At 36.8% G+C, this 19,886-nt stretch carries 16 protein-coding genes and 1 tRNA gene; 13 read left to right on the forward strand and 4 right to left on the reverse strand.

What is annotated here, in order from left to right; translation table 11 throughout:
• Positions 1-65 precede the first annotated feature (65 nt).
• The 8 genes from thrA (at position 66) to LC419_RS05260 (ending at position 8,584) form a co-directional block, all read left to right on the forward strand.
• The gene (gene thrA, locus LC419_RS05225; protein ID WP_223606363.1) at positions 66-2,513 is read left to right on the forward strand and encodes a bifunctional aspartate kinase/homoserine dehydrogenase I; all 2,448 of its coding nucleotides are present in this window, start codon (positions 66-68) and stop codon (positions 2,511-2,513) included.
• Positions 2,514-2,523: 10 nt separating this feature from the next.
• Positions 2,524-3,468: a homoserine kinase gene (locus LC419_RS05230; protein ID WP_223606364.1), complete on the forward strand. Its 945-nt coding sequence runs from the start codon at positions 2,524-2,526 to the stop codon at positions 3,466-3,468.
• Positions 3,469-3,473: 5 nt separating this feature from the next.
• The gene (gene thrC / locus LC419_RS05235; protein ID WP_223606365.1) at positions 3,474-4,787 is read left to right on the forward strand and encodes a threonine synthase; all 1,314 of its coding nucleotides are present in this window, start codon (positions 3,474-3,476) and stop codon (positions 4,785-4,787) included.
• Positions 4,784-5,155, forward strand: coding sequence for a dihydroneopterin aldolase (gene folB, locus LC419_RS05240; protein ID WP_223606366.1), 372 nt, complete (start codon positions 4,784-4,786; stop codon positions 5,153-5,155). The genes thrC and folB overlap by 4 nt, the downstream gene beginning before the upstream one ends.
• Positions 5,156-5,185: 30 nt before the next feature.
• Positions 5,186-6,544 (forward strand): DUF4403 family protein, encoded by a 1,359-nt coding sequence (locus tag LC419_RS05245; RefSeq protein WP_223606367.1) that lies wholly within the window; start codon positions 5,186-5,188, stop codon positions 6,542-6,544.
• A 24-nt stretch (positions 6,545-6,568) separates the two neighbouring features.
• Positions 6,569-7,075 carry an RDD family protein gene (locus tag LC419_RS05250; protein ID WP_223606368.1) on the forward strand — a complete coding sequence of 169 codons (507 nt, stop codon included), beginning with the start codon at positions 6,569-6,571 and terminating at the stop codon, positions 7,073-7,075.
• A gap of 58 nt (positions 7,076-7,133) precedes the next feature.
• A tRNA-Cys gene (locus tag LC419_RS05255) sits at positions 7,134-7,204 on the forward strand.
• A 1,191-nt stretch (positions 7,205-8,395) separates the two neighbouring features.
• Positions 8,396-8,584, forward strand: a complete 189-nt coding sequence (locus LC419_RS05260) for a hypothetical protein (RefSeq protein WP_223606369.1) — start codon at positions 8,396-8,398, stop codon at positions 8,582-8,584.
• A 741-nt stretch (positions 8,585-9,325) separates the two neighbouring features.
• On the opposite strand, the gene LC419_RS05265 is transcribed toward LC419_RS05260, so the two are convergent.
• The 3 genes from LC419_RS05265 to LC419_RS05275 all read right to left on the reverse strand — a co-directional run bounded on the left by LC419_RS05265 (position 9,326) and on the right by LC419_RS05275 (position 12,901).
• On the reverse strand, positions 9,326-10,054 hold the full coding sequence (locus LC419_RS05265; protein WP_223606370.1) for a hypothetical protein: 729 nt from the start codon (positions 10,052-10,054) through the stop codon (positions 9,326-9,328).
• Between the two features lie 151 nt (positions 10,055-10,205).
• Positions 10,206-10,934 carry a hypothetical protein gene (locus LC419_RS05270; protein ID WP_223606371.1) on the reverse strand — a complete coding sequence of 243 codons (729 nt, stop codon included), beginning with the start codon at positions 10,932-10,934 and terminating at the stop codon, positions 10,206-10,208.
• A gap of 518 nt (positions 10,935-11,452) precedes the next feature.
• Positions 11,453-12,901, reverse strand: coding sequence for a serine hydrolase domain-containing protein (locus tag LC419_RS05275; protein WP_223606372.1), 1,449 nt, complete (start codon positions 12,899-12,901; stop codon positions 11,453-11,455).
• A gap of 1,032 nt (positions 12,902-13,933) precedes the next feature.
• Here LC419_RS05275 and LC419_RS05280 point away from each other — a divergent pair.
• Positions 13,934-14,761 (forward strand): glycosyltransferase family A protein, encoded by an 828-nt coding sequence (locus LC419_RS05280; protein WP_223606373.1) that lies wholly within the window; start codon positions 13,934-13,936, stop codon positions 14,759-14,761.
• Positions 14,762-15,233: 472 nt separating this feature from the next.
• On the opposite strand, the gene LC419_RS05285 is transcribed toward LC419_RS05280, so the two are convergent.
• Positions 15,234-15,683 (reverse strand): hypothetical protein, encoded by a 450-nt coding sequence (locus tag LC419_RS05285; protein WP_223606374.1) that lies wholly within the window; start codon positions 15,681-15,683, stop codon positions 15,234-15,236.
• Positions 15,684-15,932: 249 nt separating this feature from the next.
• On the opposite strand from LC419_RS05285, the gene LC419_RS05290 reads away from it, so the two are divergent.
• Genes LC419_RS05290 through LC419_RS05305 form a run of 4 tightly spaced genes read left to right on the forward strand, consistent with a single transcriptional unit; the run spans position 15,933 to position 19,873 of the window.
• Positions 15,933-16,490: a glycine zipper domain-containing protein gene (locus tag LC419_RS05290; RefSeq protein WP_223606375.1), complete on the forward strand. Its 558-nt coding sequence runs from the start codon at positions 15,933-15,935 to the stop codon at positions 16,488-16,490.
• Positions 16,491-16,541: 51 nt separating this feature from the next.
• A complete protein-coding gene (locus LC419_RS05295; RefSeq protein ID WP_223606376.1) occupies positions 16,542-18,173 on the forward strand; it encodes a hypothetical protein in 1,632 nt (543 codons plus the stop codon).
• Positions 18,174-18,223: 50 nt separating this feature from the next.
• Complete coding sequence (aroC, locus tag LC419_RS05300) at positions 18,224-19,294, forward strand: chorismate synthase (protein ID WP_223606377.1); 1,071 nt, start codon at positions 18,224-18,226, stop codon at positions 19,292-19,294.
• 15 nt (positions 19,295-19,309) lie between these two features.
• Entirely contained in the window at positions 19,310-19,873 is a 564-nt protein-coding gene (locus LC419_RS05305) for a thioredoxin family protein (protein ID WP_223606378.1), read from the forward strand.
• Positions 19,874-19,886 lie beyond the last annotated feature (13 nt).

A 19,886-nucleotide genomic window follows, 5' to 3' on the forward strand; every position in this document is an offset into this window, starting at 1 on the left:
TGCACCCGTCTCTTTTTTTTAAAAGAGCAAATATTCGCTTTTCTCCAACCTCAAATACATCATAGATGAAAGTCTTAAAATTCGGCGGTACATCCGTCGCCAATGCCCGGAATATTCTTCTGGCAGAACATATGATCAAAAAGGAATCTTCACAGAACAGGATTATCGTTGTAGTTTCAGCACTTCACGGGGTTACAGATAGTCTTATAAAAGCAGCAGAATATGCTGCCGTGAAAGACGAAAATTATATCCCGATTATTAAAGATCTTGAAGAAAAACATCTTGATCTTGTCAAAGAACTGATCCCGGTTTTAGAACAAAGTTCTTGGCTGAGCTTCGTTAAAAAACACTGTAACGATATGGAAGATATCTACAACGGAATCTTTATATTGGGTGAATTCACAGATAAAATCAGGGACAGGATCACATCATACGGTGAATTTCTGTCTTCAAACATTATAGCAGCCAGGCTTCAGTACGAAGGTCTGGACAGTCTCTGGATGAATTCAGCTGAACTGATAAGAACGGACAGTAACTTTACCCATGCTAAGGTAAATTTTGATACTACAGACGAAAATGTAAAAAACTACATCGCTGCTCATCAAAACCAGATCATTGTTGCACCCGGATTTATAGCTAAGGACCGTAATGGCAACGCCACCACATTAGGACGCGGAGGTTCCGATTATACTGCAGCAATTATCGCAGCGGCTGTTTCTGCTGAGGAACTCCAGATCTGGACCGATGTAAGTGGTATGATGACTGCAGATCCAAGACTGGCATCTAACGCCAAACCTATTCCTGAGATTTCTTATCATGAAGCCATGGAACTGTCACATTTTGGGGCTAAGGTTCTTTATCCACCGTCTATACAGCCTGTCATGGCAAAAAATATTGATTTAAAAATCAAAAATACTTTTGATCCGGATGCCTATGGAACTTTAGTTTCTCACAATTTGAATAAGCCTGAAAATGAACAACAGCCTGCAGCAGGAGTCTCGAATATGAGCTACATTGCTCTTCTCACTCTGGAAGGGAGCGGAATGGTAGGAATTCCCGGTATTTCTGCAAAACTTTTCCAGTGTCTGAGTTTTGAAAAAATAAATGTGATTCTCATTACCCAGGGATCTTCGGAACATTCCATTACCATAGCTGTGAATGAAAAAGAAGTATTTCATGCCGAAAATGTGGTGAATGCAGCTTTTGAAGATGATATACAGTTACAGCGAATGGCTCCTGTAAAGATAGAAACCGGGCTCTCAATTGTCGCACTCGTTGGGGAAAATATGAAGAACAGAAGCGGTATCAGTGCCAAGATGTTCGGATGTCTCGGAAACAATGGAATCAATATCAGAGCTATTGCCCAGGGATCTTCTGAAAGGAATATCAGCATTGTTATTTCGGAAAAAGACATCAGAAAGGCCGTCAACATTTTACACGAAGCGTTTTTTGAATCGGAAATAAAACAGGTTCACCTTTATATCTGCGGAACCGGAAATGTGGGTTCAAAACTCGTACAGCAGATTTATGAACAGAACAGTTATCTACAGGAAAATCATTTGATAAATTTAAGAATTGCCGGAATTTCAAACAGCCGGAAGATGTTCTTTTCCGATCATGGAATTTCTGAAAATGAATCCAGCAGCTGGAATGAAAAAGCCATTGAAGCCTCCATCCATGGATTTGCCGACGAAATCATTTCACGGAATCTCAGGAACTCAGTATTTATTGATGTGACTGCCAGCTCATCCGTCCCGGAAGTATATGAAGATTTATTAAAAAGGAGTGTGAACATTGTCGCCTGCAACAAAATAGCAGCTTCTTCAGATTTTGAACAGTATAAAACGTTAAAACGTACTGCCCGAAACCATAACTGTAAATTTCACTTTGAAACCAATGTCGGTGCCGGACTTCCCGTGATTGGAACCATTAATGATCTCATGAAAAGTGGGGATAAAATCACATCTATTCAGGCGGTTCTAAGCGGAACTTTAAATTTTGTTTTCAATAATTATGACGGAAGCAGAACCTTCTCTGAAGTAGTTGCACAGGCTCAGAAAGAAGGTTATACAGAACCGGATCCGCGTCTGGATCTTACAGGAACTGATGTGGCACGTAAAATTTTAATTCTGGCCAGAGAAGCCGGATATGCGCTTCAGTTTGATGAAATTGAAAACGAAAGCTTCCTACCGGAGGAATGTCTTCAGGGAAGTGTGGAAGATTTCTATCTGAAGCTTACCGAATACGAAGATCATTTCAAAAGTTTACTGAATGATGCTCAAAAAGATGGCAAAATCTTAAAATATACCGCTGATTTTAAGGACGGCAAAGCCAAAGTAGGACTGCAGCACGCCGCTCCGGACAGCGATTTATATCATCTTTACGGTAAGGATAATATCGTCATCTTTAAAACTTTAAGATATTCCGAGCAGCCTCTTGTGGTGAAAGGTGCCGGTGCTGGTGCTGAAGTAACGGCCAGTGGTGTTTTTGCCGATATTATAAGATCCGTTTAAAATAAATAGTATGAAAAAGATAAAAATAAAAGTTCCGGCTACCGTTGCCAATCTCGTTTGCGGATTTGATATTCTGGGAATGGCCATCCATGAACCTTATGATGAAATGGAACTGAAATTACTGGACCGCCCGGAGATCATTATCAGACACGAAGATCATTTCGGACTTCCTGAAGAACCTTCTCAAAATGTAGCGGGTGTAGTTTTGCAGCATATCCAGCAACATCTTCAGCTGACGAAAGGTTTTGAAGTAACGATCCGCAAACATATTAAACCGGGCAGCGGGCTCGGCTCCAGTGCGGCAAGTGCCGCAGGAGCCGCTTTTGGGGCCAACGCTTTGTTAGGAAATATTCTGTCTGATGAGGAACTGGTTCACTTCGCCATGTTTGGGGAAGAATTGGCTTCAGGAGTCCGTCATGCCGATAATATTGCACCGTGCATTTATGGCGGCATTACATTGGTAAAATCCTCCTCTCCTATTGATATTATTCCGTTGAGCACTCCCAATTTGTTTGTGGCAGCTGTACATCCTCAGGTTGAAGTGAAGACCTCTGATGCACGACAAATTTTAAAGAAAAACATCCTCTTAAAAGATGCGGTAGAACAATGGGGAAATATCGCAGGATTAGTCGCGGGAATTCTAAAAAATGACATTCCACTGATCGGACGAAGCCTGAATGATGTACTGATAGAGCCTGTCCGCAGTATTTTAATTCCAAAATTTGATGAAATTAAAATGAAAAGTTTAGAAGCAGGAGCTCTAGGCGGTGGAATTTCAGGTTCCGGGCCGTCCATTTTTATGCTGGCAGAGAAAAAAGAAACAGCAGAAAGAATTGCTCAGCTGATGAAATCGATTTATGACGAAATTGAAATCGAGAGCTTTGTATATGTTTCAAAAATAAATCCTGCGGGAATCGAGATCGTTGAAGAAATTAATGATGAAAACCAACAATAAAGACAATGAAATATTATAATTTAAAAGACCACCAGGAAACCGTTGATTTTAAAACAGCGACAATAAAAAGCCAGGGCAGCCAAAAAGGATTATTTTTTCCGGAAAGTATTCCTCAGTTTGATCAGGAATTCATCTCCAATCTGCACCTTTATTCTGATGAGGAAATTGCGTTCAGATGTATGAAAGATCTTATCGGGGATGAAATTCCAACAGAAGAATTAAAGAAGATTGCTGCAGAAACGGTCAGTTTTGATATTCCATTGAAAAAAATCAATGAGCAGATATCGGTACTGGAACTTTTTCACGGACCGACTTTAGCCTTTAAGGATGTAGGTGCGCGGTTTATGAGCCGTTGCCTTTCTTATTTTCTGAAAAATCAGGATAAAAAAGTAACCGTACTGGTTGCCACTTCCGGTGATACCGGCGGAGCTGTTGCTCATGGATTTCATCATGTTGCGGGAATCAATGTGGTTATTCTTTATCCTAAAAACAGGGTAAGTCCGGTTCAGGAAAAGCAGCTAACCGCACTGGGCGGAAATATTTTCGCATTGGAAGTGAACGGAAATTTTGATGACTGCCAGAACCTTGTGAAACAGGCTTTTTCAGATGAAAACATTAATTACGAATTGTTTTTAACTTCAGCCAATTCCATTAATATTGCGAGATGGCTTCCTCAGCAGATTTATTATGTATTAGCCTTAAAACAATGGCAGCAGCAGGAGAATATTAATCCTGTCATCTGTGTTCCAAGCGGAAATTTCGGGAATATCTGTGCGGGACTTCTCGCTTATTTCCGGGGACTTCCTGCCGAACATTTTATTGCAGCCTGTAATGAAAATGATGTCGTTCCGGATTATCTAAGATCGAACGAATATCATCCTAAAAAAGCAGTAGCCACTTTATCTAATGCCATGGATGTGGGAGATCCAAGCAATTTCACCAGAATCCTTGAGCTTTTTGGTCATCAGTTTGAAGATCTGAAAAATATGATCTCCGGCTATTCTATAGATGATGAATCTACATTGAAAACTATTGCGGAAGTTTATGAAAAATATGGATATATTCTTGACCCACACAGTGCCGTTGCCTTTACATCTCTTGAACAGTATCTGAATGAAAAGCCGGGTAAAAAAGGGTTTATTCTGGGAACCGCTCATCCAGTGAAATTCCCTGAGGCAGTGGAAAAAGCAGCGCATATCAGAATTGACAATCCTGAAGCATTGAGTGATCTGATGAAAAAGGAGAAAAAAACTGTAGAAATTCATGCAGATTTTGAAGAATTAAAACGATTTTTGCTGAATAAAAATCACGAACAATGAGCAAGATCTTTCTTGAAGATGTAAAAATATATGCGTACCACGGGGTTCTTCCCGAAGAAAACATCATCGGCACCTATTATATTTTAAATGCGGAACTGCACACGGATCTTTGGAAGGCCGCTGAAACGGATGACCTGAATGATACAATAAGCTATGCCGATATCAACGGGATCATTCATCAGGAAATGACTATTAAATCCAAATTACTGGAGCATGTGGCAGGAAGAATTACGATGAAGATTCATGAAAGTTTTCCTCAGATTTCTTACATCAAATTGAAAATCACAAAAACTTCCCCACCGATGCAGGGCGAAATGAAAGGTGCAAGCATAGAACTGGAAAGAAGTTTCAAACCCGGTGACCAATAATTTTTATTTTCACTAAAAAAACATAGAGAATTGAAATCCATCAAATTATTATTTTTATTAAGTTTTGCTGTTGTTTTCGGCCAGACTGCCACTGATGTACCAGCCTATAATTTTCCTAAAATCAGATCCAGCATCACCATGCCGGTAACCATTCCGCTTTCTGAGATCAGTAATATGATCAATGCTTCGGTAAAAGAACTGGTATTTCAGGATGATTCCTATACGGATAACAATAACGATCAGTTTAAAGTCAAAGTATGGAAAACCCGCCCTATCCGTTTGGTAGGCGGAACCAGCCAAAATATACTGATTGAAGTTCCCCTGAAGATCTGGGCGGAAAAAGGGATCGGTACTTTGGGCGTGTATTCATACCAGAACACCACTTTTGAAACGGTGATGTCCTTTAACACGACCATTAATTTTAACAATAACTGGACGATCTCTACCAATACGCAGGCTAACGGTTTCAGATGGGTGACCAAACCTGTCCTGAATTATGGCAAAATACAAATCCCGATCACTTCACTGGTAGAAAAAAGCCTGAAAGAACAGCAGGGAAAATTTGCTAAAACGATTGATCAGCAGATGAATGCCCAGCTTAATTTCCAACAATATGCGGTAATGGCCTGGAATGTTTTTTCACAGCCTTTTAATATTTCGGAGGAATATAATACATGGCTGAAAATAAGTCCGGTAGGGGTCAATATCACTCCATTGAAGTTCTACGGAAATGAGATCACTACGAATATCGGAATGGATATTTATTCGGAAACTTTTACAGGAAGTAAACCGGCTGCCTCACCCAATGTAAGATCCGCAGGTAATTTTACTCTTGTTCCTGTTTTAGCCGATAAATTCCTTCTCCAGACTACCGCCAATGTTCCGTTTTCGGAAGCAACGAATATTGCGAGAAATATGTTCATGAACAAAGAATATGATGTGAGAGGTTCCAAGGTGAAGATCAAAGACATCAGGGTTTATGGCTTAGACGGAAGAGTGATCATTGAGGCTGAAACGGAAGGATATGTGAATGGTAAAGCGCTGATCTCCGGAATTCCGGTTTACGACGAAACGAAAAAGAAAATTGTGCTTTCCAATACGAAATTCAATCTGAGAACGGCTAATATCCTGCAAAAAACCGCTACACTGCTCTTTAAAGGAAAGATCGTGAAAATGATCGAAGATGAGTACGGAATCCCGACCCAGGATCTGGAACTTGCCTCAAAGAAAAGTATTGAAGAAGCCTTTAACAAAGAATATTACAAAGGTTTAAAAATGAATGGCAGAGTTTACAATCTAAAGCCCGGCAGCATTCTTTTAAACGAATCCGGGATCACTGCAGTCATTGAAACCAACGCTACTTTAAAATTAATCATCAACGGAATTTAAATTTATAAAAACTAATAATCAATCATGAGAAAATATCTGGCAGTTGTCGACAGGCACAAGGCTACATCCGGTATGCGCTTTATCAACTTTTTTTTAGACCGACTTTTTATACAAATCATCTATTATGGTTTATTCTTTATATTTGGATTAGGATACGCCATCGTGTATGGAGAGGGATTTTCGGCTGAAAATGGAGAGCAAAGTATTACTTTTACAATCATCAGTCTTTCTATTTATCTGGCTATGTCTTTTTCTTATTTCTTTTTTATGGAATATTACCTCGGCAAAACTATCGCTAAGTATATCACAGGAACGGAGGTGATCAGTATAGACGGAAATAAACCCACGCAGCAGCAGATTATTGCCCGTACATTTTCCCGTGCAGTGCCTTTTGACTCGCTTTCTTTTTTAGGAAATAACGGATGGCATGACAGCTGGAGTGATACCAGAGTGATTCATGTGAAAAACTATCTCGCTGAAAGACAATCAAAAGAAGAAATAAACAGCATTGGAGCGAAAGAAATGAGTTAAAAATTTTTGTTCATTAAGAATTTTTGCTATATTTGCACACCTCAAAAATGGTAAAAATGGTACTTTGGCCGAGCGGCTAGGCAGTGGTCTGCAACACCATCTACAGCGGTTCGAATCCGCTAGGTACCTCTTTAAAACCTCTAATTATTTTAATTAGGGGTTTTTTGTTTTTTACATATTTCTTTTGTCTCCAATATCCCATTTTTATAAATCTAAATTCGGGGATACATTCTATTTTATTTTCAATAAAAAAGCCTCCTGGGGTACGAGAGGCAACATAAATAAAAAGTCGACTTGAAAATATTATACTATAATTGTAAGTTGTAAATTATCATAGCTGAATACTCTCCAGCACTTGTGGTGTACTTAATATTCACAACATCCCAATCATTTTGTTTTAAAAGAGTAACTCTAAAAAAAAGGCACTACTATCTATAAAAACTTTAATTCTCATATAATAAATATTATCAGTTAAGTTGTAAAGATAACAAAACATCCCCACCTAATAAGTGGGGATGTTTTTAGTAACAGCTACTACAGTACTTTTTATCTACATATTCTTTATTCCCTGAAGAATTCAAATAATAACATCCTCCTTTTTCTCCGACATATAAAGTATTACCATTGTAAGAACACCCTTCGGAATCAGATCCACCACCACTACAAGATATTGATAAAGCGAAAATGCAACCAAGTAAAATAATTTTTTTCATAGTACATTAATTTAATTGAAGCAAAAGTATACCATGTACTCACGGATAAAATACGGGTTTCCGTAATACAGATTTTATTTAATAATTAAGCCTAATTGATTCTTTTAATGAATCCTTGTCTTTTGAGTGACTTGCCTTTAAATCAAATATCTCTAAATTCTTCTCATTCTCTTTAAAGGTTCTGCCAACTTGATAAGAAGAACTTCCGAATCCTATCAAAGCAAGAACGGCCGTGCATATAGTGATAGTCTTACTAACAAAGAAATCAAACCAGGAAAACTGATTTCCCTGTAGCTGATTTTCTGTGTTATTACCTTGTTATTCTGCTGCCATATTGTAATGTCAGTAAAAATACATTTTTTATAATGCAAAAATAAGGTTCCCCATATTGCTATTTCAAACACTTATTATAAGCAACTTGCATTTTCGCTTTGTATTCGGAGCCGTTGTAGCTCTAGACAAATGCCGCTCAATTTTTTATTCCAAAATCACCTAAAGAACAATTTCCCCGGCAATCACAATTAACATAATAAGTTTCTCTAAAAAATTAATTCTCCATTAAAGGAATATTATTATATTTGAAGCCTAACGAATTAAATACTTAACTATGAAAAATTTAAAGAAAATCTCAAGAGAAGAATTAAAGCAATTGAAAGGTGGAGGTCCTAATGTTCCGGCATGTCCTCCGGGAGCTCTTTGGAGATGCGAAGCTCTTGGAATATGTGATGAAAACATAGATCAATGGGATTGCCTGTGTGGATGCTATCCTGTGAACACCCTTCCTTTTCCAAGATAAATCAAAGCCCTCTTTTTAGAGGGTTTTTCATTCTACTCCATTAAAGTTAGACTTATCAAAAAGATAAACCTTTACAATAAAAAAGCCTCCCGGGGCACGGGAGGCAAAACTGTAATTTTTTTTGAGAAAGATATACTATTAGTGATGCGGTTTTTTATATCCAAGGTTTATGCCGTTCACTACTGTAAATCCATAAATCGTGACTTTTGTGGTATCTTTTTTTGAATATACCTTGAAATAATTATAAAATCTATTGATTATAATTTGCAAATACATTTAAAAACAATTAACTAAAAATTAAATTTTAATAAATTGTTTTCATAGTTAATCTAATTTAACATAATAAAATTCATTAAAAAAGTTAATTCCCTGTTGATGGAATATTATTATATTTGACATCTAAACGAATTAAATACTCAACTATGAAAAATTTCAAAAAGCTAACTAGAGAAGATTTAAAAAATGTTGCAGGTGGAGGATCAGTTCCAAATTGCCCGGTAGGATACATTTATATGTGTCAGGCAGTAGGTGCATGCTTTCCTGAGCAAGACATCTGGGATTGTGCATGTGGTTGCGTGCCTAGAATTAGACCTTAATAATTTAGACCCTTCTTTTTAGAGGGGTTTTTCAATGGAGTGCTTTTAATAATTTAGTATCCCATTTTCCCTTTACTTTTAAAAATTATTCATAAAAAAATCCCGCCTGGAGCGGGATTTACTGTTATCATTCAAAAAAATTATTTTATAAACGGAAAACTGTAAAAGTATATGTTCTGGCTATATTTCCGTTATTGGTAATGGTATACGTATTCGCACCCGTTTTAACCAAGGTATAATCAAATTGGGTACCTCCTCCACCGTCAGCACAACCGGTTACATTCGCAAACTGAAGTCCCCAGGTTACCGATGTTCCGGCTCCGCCTGAAGTGCTTGATACAGTTCCTACTTTGTCCCTCGCAACAGCACTTAAATATCCTAGTGCTATATCAGAGTACATATAAGTGGAAATCATTGTTCTTCCACAAGCGTTTCCAGATCTCACGATCAGCATTCCTGACGGAATATTAACTGCGGCAGGTATTGTAACGGTGCCACTTGCCCCCGGCAATATGCTTGTGCTGTTTATAGAATAACTGTATTTTGCTGTGGTTACATCTCCGGTAGCTCCTCCCCTTATCAATAGGTCATGATCTGCAGGAACCTGGCGAAGCAGATTCTGAATACGCAGACTCTGATTATTGGCATCAACATCTAATTTTCTTTGCGGAGATACGTTTCCAATTCCTATATTTCCGGATGATGTAATGATAAAATCATTGGCTTCCTGACCTGCTGTAGGAACTCCAGAAACAGCATTGTCCTTCGCGGCGTCTATATGGAATAATCCCTGAGTATTGCTTGTATTAATACCAAATTGCGCATAACTCAGAAAAGACGTGAGTATATAAAGTATGATATATAATTTCTTCATAATTTCATTTTTTTGTAAAAATCAAAAACATGTAATGTTTGAATTCCCGCAAGACTTCAGTCAAGACATAATATTAACTGAAAAACATTTTTATCAGACTATTTCTTGAAGAAATAAATCTGTGAAAGTCTGCTCTTTTGGGATCAAAAGACTACAAACGGAAAATAGTTACCACATAGGTTCTTGCTACATTCCCGTTGTTTACAATCAAATAGCTGCTTGCTGTAGGTTTTGAAACCGTAAAATCAAACTGGGTCGCATTTCCCGTGGCACAAGTTGCAGTTCCTGGAAACTTAACAGACCATACACCGGAACCTCCACCACTGCCTGGTATTGGGGCAATTGTTGGAGTACCCACTTTATCACCTGCAATAGATGTTGCATACCCAAGAGAAATATCCGAATAAATAAAATTCGTAATCATGTTTGCTCCGCATGTGTTACTTGTTTTAACCACCAGCATTCCGTTTGGAATACTTATACCGGCCGGAATAGTAACGGTGCCGTTTGCCGCCGCTGCCACAGTAATGCTTGCTGTATAAACATATCGTGTGGCTACTACGTCTCCATTGGCTGTATTGATCGTAAGAAAATCATGATCATCAGGAAGTTGCTGGGGTAGATTTCTAATCCTGAGACTTGCACTGCCGGCATCAATATCCAGCTTTTTCTGTGGAGCGATCAAACCTATTCCAACATTCCCGGCAGCAGTAACTACAACATCATTAACCTGTTGTGCCGCTGCGGGCGCTCCTGTTGTAGGATTGTCCTTTCCTCCGTCCACATGAAATACAGTTTGTGGATTCGAAGTGTTAATACCAACCTGCGCAAAACTTAGCACAGCGGTACAGATGTAAAAAATCGAAAAAATTTTCTTCATAGATTGATTTTTTTAGTGAAGTTTTTATTGTTTTTAATTTGTGTCTTAATACGATAAACATTGACCTCAGACCTTTAAAGGTATTCTGATTCACTTGTCATCAAGCAGTTCATTGTGTGTTTTTATTATCATAAATAAAAATAGATTATTTTAAAGAAATAATCTCAAATATTTGAATTATTTTTTATCAAAATTAATCATACCTTAATTAATCTATTCTTGAGTCATGTAGATAATCCTTTGAGTCCTCAAATCTAATATTAAAAAAAGACAAACTTCATTAATTATTAGTCAACGACCTATTTCTTCGGCAAACAATTATCACATTAATAAAAACTTTATGCTTCTTCTTATAATCTTACATTGGGAAATTGCAAACAAAAAAAACTTCCCATTGCGGGAAGAATTGTAAGTACTAAATGACTGGGAATGAATGATAATAAACAATGCTAAATTAATCCATAGCAGATCTCCATCCTATGACGCAGATCATAAAGAATCTGTTTGTATTATAGTTTTCAATTTTGGGTTTGAATCTCTTTTAAAACTTTCTTCCCGTTTTCGTTATCAGGATTTAAGTCGAGAGATTTTTTATACATTTCAATACCTCTATTTTTATCTCCCGTTTTCAAGAGTACTTCCCCATAACTATCATACGCATTCCAACTATCAGGATATAAATCAACATTGAGTTTAAAAACAGCCAATGCCTCTTTTTTCTGATTCGTAGTGAGCAGACGATATCCCCAATTATTAAGTTCAACTTCCTGTGGTTGAAAATCCGGATTCTTCTTTTTCTCAGCCTTTACAAAATCTATGGCATTTTCATATCCTGTCTTTTGAAGATTTTTCCGAAGATAGGTTAAAGGATCAGCATTAATGATATCCTGAATATAGCATCCTGCAATCTCTTCAATAAAATCTTCAGGAGCACTTCCTCCTAAATTAGTCAATATGATAACCGCTAAATGATCATCCGGATAAATAAGCAAAGCAGATCTGTTTCCACCGGACATTCCAAATGCTTTGTGATTTTTTCTAAGTTTTGCAATTCCCCAGCCCCTTACCCATTCTGTGGGTTTTCCGTTATTGAACTTCCCGGAAGACCACATCAGATCTAACGTTGAAGACTTCTGTAAGATTTTGCCGTTTTGAAGGGCAATAATCCAGTTGGCAAGGTCTTCAGAAGTACTGTTAAGACCGGCACTTGTGCGGGTGAAATCCGGGAATTCGTAATAATTATTAACCAATTTATCCTCTTTTATTCTTTTTCCATTGAAAAAATTTCTATAACTGTAGCTGGGTGCATAGTGAGGAATTACATCTCTGGAATCTCCAAAAACGGTATTTTTTAAATGAGCCGTTTTAAACTGGTTTTCTTCAAAAAAGTCTGCAAATGATTGATGGGTAAGCTTCTCAATAATTTTTCCCAGTATATAATAATTAGTCTGATTATAGCTGAACTGCTCCCCTGTTTTGAATTCCATAGGACTGATTTTAAGCTTTTCAAAAATCGCTTCTTCAGTTCTTAACGGACCTACATTCCCTGTTACGGGGTCAAAAAGCTTCAGCATATCAGGTAATCCTGAAATATGAGTTAACAGTTGATCAATCGTTATTTTGTGCCATTCTGCAGGTAAGCCATCTAAATAGGTATTGACAGGCGCTTCCAGTTTTATCTTTCCCTGCTCAACCAACTGCATGACAGCCACTCCTGTAAAAATTTTTGTATTTGAATTAAGAGGAAAAATAGTATTGTTGGTGACTGCAATCTGATCCTGCACGTTAGCAATTCCATACGATTTACTTAAAACAATCTTCCCGTTTTGAACAACTGCAATTTGTGCTCCCGGAATTCGTCTCGTTTTCATCTCCCGATGAATGATTTCATCGACCTGAGCACTTATATTTTGAGCAAAAGAGGACAAAGAAATGAATAATGATACAATAAAAAGATAAATTTTCATGGATTATTTTTATATATAAAACAACTGAAAACCAAATCTATTACAGTATTTCAATAATTTAACATGATTATTTTTACGTCTTAACAGATTTCGCTCAAAATCTACTAAAACATCAGAAATTTCACGCTAATAATAGGCAAAAAAAAATCCCCAGATTGCTCTGGGGATAAAAACTAATAACCATGAAAACTCAAATTAAACATGAGTTGCTTCATATATTGAAAAATCGTGCCAAAGTTGGTTTCAGAGAAAATACTTTTCTATATTTTTTTGATGTCATTATTTTTGAATAGATTTTATTTAGAATTATAATCGGGAATAAAAACAAGAAAACCCATAGCATAACAGACAGTTTAAATATAGTACTGAAAAGGTAAAAGGAACATAACTTACAGATTTTCAATAAAATTTAGAACGAAATCAAATTCCTTTTTTATGATCCGGATCATAAGCACATCATCATCTTTCTTTTATATTTACATCAAACTTATTCCATTTTCCCCTTATTTTTTTTCAAATATTAAGGGTGAATTTTTTTTTACTTATAATTTTTTTAGTCAATACTTTTTTTTTAACTCTCCTTTTAACGGAGAGTTTTTGTTTTAATAATTAAAATAAAACATGCTTACCAGGAATGAGCAAAAAACAAAAAGCCCCCAAAAAAAGGAGGCCTCAAAAAACACAAATGATGAAAAAATTTTTATAATGTATAAATAATTATCTATCGTTTAATCTTATAGTCAAAAGTACAATATTTTAGTTTTTCCATTTTATGAGTACAGTCATAAAGTTAGTTTTTAGCCACCATACTTTCTATTGCATATATTTTAAAGTTTAAAAACCTGACAAATAATCTCGCTATTAGAGAAGTAAACCCATTTAAATTATTCAAATCAATAAACGGTTATTAACAAACATCTTACATCATAATTCTAAAAAATACAAAAAAAATATCAGATATTCCATGATCGAGGTTATGTTTTTCAATTATTTTATTTCATATTTTTACACTAGTATTTAATTCAATATAACGTGATAAAATTCTCTATTCTTATAGCCAATTACAACAATGGTAAATACTTTAGAGACTGTTATAACTCGTTGATCAGCCAGACGTACGGAAACTGGGAAGTTATAATTGTCGATGACGCATCTACTGATGATTCTGTGGAGCGAATTGAAGGCATTATACAAAATGACTCCCGTTTCAGAATGTACAGAAATGCCAGTAATCAAGGCTGTGGCTATACCAAAAGAGAATGTATGAAATACGCAGAAGGAGAACTATGCGCCTATCTGGATCCGGATGATGCACTTTATCCCGACGCTTTAGAAAAGACATCTGACGAATTTGCAAAAAATGATATTACAGCCACCTATTCACAGATGATGCTGTGCGATGAAAATCTAAATCAGGATAAAATATTTGGAAGTACCAAACAGATCTACAACAGCCGGTATTTTTTCAACTGTCCTACGCAGTTTGCTCACTTCTTTACCTTTAAAAAAGAAACTTACCTGAAAACTTCCGGCATCAATCCCCTTTTAAAAAGTGCTGTAGACCAGGATCTCTATCTGAAAATTCTGGAACATGGCAGTGTAAAATACATCAAAGAGCCACTCTATCTGTACAGGCTACACTCTAATGGGATTTCTCAACAGAGTTCTAAACAAGGAGCAAAAGAATCTTTTGCCAAAGTGATTCACGATACAATGAAAAGACGGGGTATCAGCAAGATCAATAATAAAATTGTTCCGGATATCTATACCAATGCACAGGAAATCTACGAGCTCCTCGACTATCAGACCCAAAAACTTCATCGGCTGATTAATAAAGTAAAAGTGACTTTCAACATATAATTTGATTAGGGCTTCTCAGAAATGGGAAGCTTTTTTATTTTGAACCAAGGAATGAAATAAAAACGGCCCCCAATCAAGGAGGCCTAAAAACACAAATGATGAAAAAAATCTATTTAGAAAAATCCAAACAGAATTCGTAGACAGATCATGTCCTAATATCTTTTTTTACTGTACTTCTTCCAGTAATCGAAATCATAACTGTAGCACCAAAAGTCAGATTTATGGTTGATTTTTTTGAGAATCAAATAACATCCTAAAATAACAAGCATTGATAAGACAAACAAAATAATAAGTTTCAGAATAAATGAATGGTCATAGATATCCATAATGAATAGTTTTTCAGTTTTTTATAATGTTAAATTAAATATAAATTTCCACAATCCGTGAATAAAAACTATTTATACCTATGAATTCATTAAAAAAATCCTCTGGTGAGGATCTTCAAAATGGATGTAAATATTTTTATCACAAATTATTCCGCCCAGGTCACCGGAATATATACGGTAATATATCCGTCAGCATCTACCTGCGCATCAGAAACAGTTCCAGCTACTGATCCATAGCCTGTCCATCCTCCTTGTCCCTGCATCGCAGAAAACGTATAAGTTCCTGCGGGAATTCCGTCATAATATACAGGAAGCGTCTGAAAGCCTCCGCTATAATAGGTGTCAAATACCTCCCCTGTCACTGTATTCTCAGCCAAAAAGCTTCCTACATCGTGATTCCCTGAAAGTGTCTTGGTTCCGTCCAAAGAAATAAGACCAAACCTCACTTTGTAGGTATTCGTTTTTGAAGCTTCCTTAGAGACTTCAGAATTGGCCTGAGGCTTAACTTCCTGCACCATATCATCATTGGAAGAACACGATACAACTGCAACCGACAAAGCCACAAAAGCCATTGTTTTAAAAATTGCTATTTTCATATTAAAGTAATTTGGTATTTCAAAAGTAGCCAATTCATATGAACTGAATAAAAACCTTTAATTAACTTAAAATTACATTCCCAGCCCCATTCTCAGGGTAAAGCTGTAGGAAGGGATTAAGAAGGAAAATGAAGTTTTACGTAAAAATTCAATATTTTAACATTCCTTAACTAAATTTTGGCTTCATAATTGAAAATACAAAGGAAGTTGTTGCCGTTTTGGCTCAAACTACTTATTAAAATTTGAATTATGAGAAAGATAGTATTAGCAGGTCTTTTATCAGTTTTTTTACTGACAGCCTGTAAAAAAGACGACAGGACAGCTGAAAAATCTCTTGAAGAGCAGAAACTTGAATTTCAGGCCAGACAGCTTGATATAGAAAAACAAAAACTGGCCATCGAGAAAGAAAAATTAGTGTATGAGGCACAGAAAAAGGTAGACAGCATATCTGAAAGTAAAAAATCTCAGGCAGCTGCTGCAGCCAATTCAAAACCTCAGATCATAAGAGAAACGAAGACAGTATATAGAGACAGAGGATCCAACTCAAATTCCAATTCGGGAGGTGGCACTTATGCAGATAACGGAAACAGTTCTTCACAGGGAACTACACAAAAGAAAAAAGGATGGAGTAAAGCCGCTAAAGGAACCGCTATTGGTGCTGTAGGTGGTGCCGCTTTAGGAGCCATTGTTGCTAAGAAAAACAGAGGTCTTGGAGCCGTGATTGGTGGTGTAGTTGGTGGTGCAACCGGTTACACGATCGGTAGGGCTGGAGACAGAAAGGACGGAAGAGTTCAACCGCGTAATTAATATTTTCACGATAACATTTAAAGATTGCTTATTTTTAAGCAATCTTTTTTTATGGTGTTACTTTTACTTTCTACGGTACTCATTCTCCCGGTCCTCGCAGGCTGGGGGAAAATCATGGAAAGATTTACGGGTTCTTTATTTAACGGGATTTCGGGAAATATTTTAACAGGAATAGTAGGACTTAGTTTAATCTGGACTGTGTTTGCATTCTTCATTCCTATTAATATATATGTAGAAATTCCTTTTATACTGGCAGGCATTTTATTTTTCTTCGTCAAGAAACTTTATTTGGAATTTTATAAATTCTCAGGAAAGGATGTTTTTCTGATTGGTGGTATTTCGCTGGTCATTGTATACGCAGGCTCTTTTTATCCTTATATATTGGATCACTTCGGATATTATGTTCCTACCATCAAATGGCTCACAGAATATGGACTGATCAAAGGCATTTCCAATCTGGATCTTACCTTGGGACAAATGTCTGTATGGCATATTTTCCAGGCAGGATTTTCCGGCTTTTCAGATCCTTTTCTAAGGCTTAATGCTATTCTGCTGATCGCTTACACACTTTATATTTTTGAAAGAAAAAGTTGGATACAGCTAAGTTTTATTCCGGTGTTACTGCTTTTTTCACAGTCTCCCAGCCCGGATCTTCCGGTGATCACTTTATCGTTAATTATTTTAAATGAGATCATAAAAGGAAATAAAAACATCAGTCTTTTATTCGCCTACTCTGTTTTCATCTTTTCTATAAAGCCTACCATGATCTGGCTTCCCATTTTCGTTTTTCTCTGTTCAATATTTATTTTTAAACCCAGTTATAAACATTTCCTCTTCGGAATTCTCATTCTTCTTCTATTCTTTGTTAAAAACATATGGACATTCGGATATCCGGTATTCCCTGTTGCTGTAGGTGATTTGGGATTCAGCTGGAAACCTAATCCTGAAATTTTAAAAATATCCTCCCAATATGCGATTCAGAAAACATATGATATGCAGTACACATATGAAGAAATTCAGAAATTTTCTTCTTATGATGCGGTCAGAAACTGGTTTTCGCTGGAAGGAATTAAAGCAAAGATCCATATTATTTTCATCCTTAGCTTAACCCTTTTCTCTGTTTTTGCTATCATTAAAAAGAAAAAGATCATCACGCTGATCTGTATTTCTCTATTGATAAAAAGTCTACTGGTCTTGGCTTTTTCAGCACAGTATCGCTTTTTCATCGATGTGTTTTTTGTCATATTCTTTATCCTGTTCCTTCAGTTGAGCAAAAGAAATTCACTTGTTTTTTGCTTTGCATTAAGTTTTCTGGTAATCGGAGTTTTAACTTTTCCCAACTTTATCCGCCAGTACATTCCAAGTTTTAAGCCTGGAAATTTCATGGCCGAATTCAAAAAAGAACAGCTTTATAAACCTTCAACTTACCACTATAATAAATTTGAAACGTTCCGGACAGGAAATTTAAAGTTCAATATATCAAAAGATTATCCTTTTAATTTTGACACTCCGCTTCCTGCTATTTCCTCCGGATATGTACTTGATGATGCACAGTCCGGAATTTTCCCTCAATACATCGACGAAAAAAACATCAAAAAAGGATTGATCTGGAAAAAACTCACCCCACAGGAAAAAAAGGAGCTGGAGAAGGTTATCAATAATATCAAAAACACTGATAAATAGAACAAATCCAGAAACTTTATTATCTGAAGAAAAATAGGTAATTTTGTATCATGTTCAACACATTAGGTAATCTTCTCAGTCTTACAACATTTGGAGAAAGTCACGGCGTGGCTTACGGCGGTATCATCAATAATTTTCCGGCAGGATTAACGGTAGATTTCGATAAAATTCAATATGAATTGGATCGTAGAAAACCGGGCCAGTCTGCGATAGTCACTCAAAGGAAAGAAAGCGACACAGTAAAGTTCCTTTCCGGAATCTTTGACGGAAAAACTACGGGTACCCCAATCGGTTTTATTATAGAAAATGAAAATCAGAAGTCTAAGGACTACGATCATATAGCAGATTCGTATCGTCCGAGCCATGCAGATTTCACGTATGACCAGAAATTTGGGATAAGAGATTATCGCGGAGGCGGAAAATCTTCAGCAAGGGAAACCATCAACTGGGTCGTTGCCGGAGCTCTGGCCAAACAGCTTTTATCAGGTATTGAGATCAATGCCTATGTTTCTTCCGTAGGCGATATTTTCTGTGAAAAACCATACCAGGCACTCGACTTTTCCAAAACGGAAAGCAATGACGTACGTTGTCCTGATGCTGAAACGGCAGAAAGAATGATCGAAAGGATCAAGGAAATTAAAAAGGAAGGTAACACCATTGGCGGGACGGTTACCTGCGTGATCAAAAACGTTCCTGTAGGTATTGGAGAGCCTATTTTCTCTAAACTTCAGGCAGAATTAGGCAAAGCAATGCTGAATATCAATGCCTGCAAAGGATTTGAATACGGAAGTGGATTCTGCGGGGCAAAAATGACAGGAAAGGAGCATAACGATGCTTTCAATACAGATTTTACGACGAAATCTAATCTTTCAGGAGGAATCCAGGGAGGAATTTCCAACGGAATGGATATTTATTTCCGTGCGGCATTCAAACCTGTGGCTACTATTTTAAGACCTCAGGACAGTGTAGACAGATATGGAAATCCAGTGATCGTAGAAGGAAAAGGACGTCATGATCCGTGTGTAGTGCCAAGAGCGGTTCCTGTAGTGGAAAGCTTAGCTGCATTTGTGCTGGCTGACCTGTTTTTGATTAACAAGACAAGAAACATTAATAATTTTTAATAAAATACTTTAGTAATGAAAAATTACTGGGATCAGGGTATTTCTTTTGAAGAATATATCCGTATCGGAAGAGAAAGACTGGAAAATCCTTCCAGCCAACAGGAAACCGAATACAAACAATATTACGAACTGGGACTTCAGAGAATGGACCGAACCCTTAAAAAGTATGTTCCAGATGAAGAACAGTTAAAGGAATTGGCCGCTAAAAATTTTGACGGAAAAATTCTCATCATTTCAGAAGCGTGGTGCGGCGATGCCAGTGCTACCGTTCCCGCTCTTGTAACCTTTTTTGAGGGACACAATGATGTCAAAATTTTCCTGAGAGACAGTGACAAAAGTCTGATCGGTCAGTTTATGACCAACGGAACTGAATCTATCCCAAAAGTGATCATTCTGGACAAAGATTTTAATGTGAAAAATTCATGGGGACCCCGTCCAAAATACGGATACGAACTTTTAATGAAGCACAAGGCCGATCCTGAAGCTTATCCGAAAGATAATTTTTACAACGATCTTCAATTGTATTATGCCAAAAACAGAGGTAAGGATGCAGTTCAGGAGATTTTAGAATTATTATAATGACAGACTGAAT

This window comes from Chryseobacterium sp. OSA05B, assembly GCF_019970065.1.
In the GTDB taxonomy this organism is placed as follows: domain Bacteria; phylum Bacteroidota; class Bacteroidia; order Flavobacteriales; family Weeksellaceae; genus Chryseobacterium.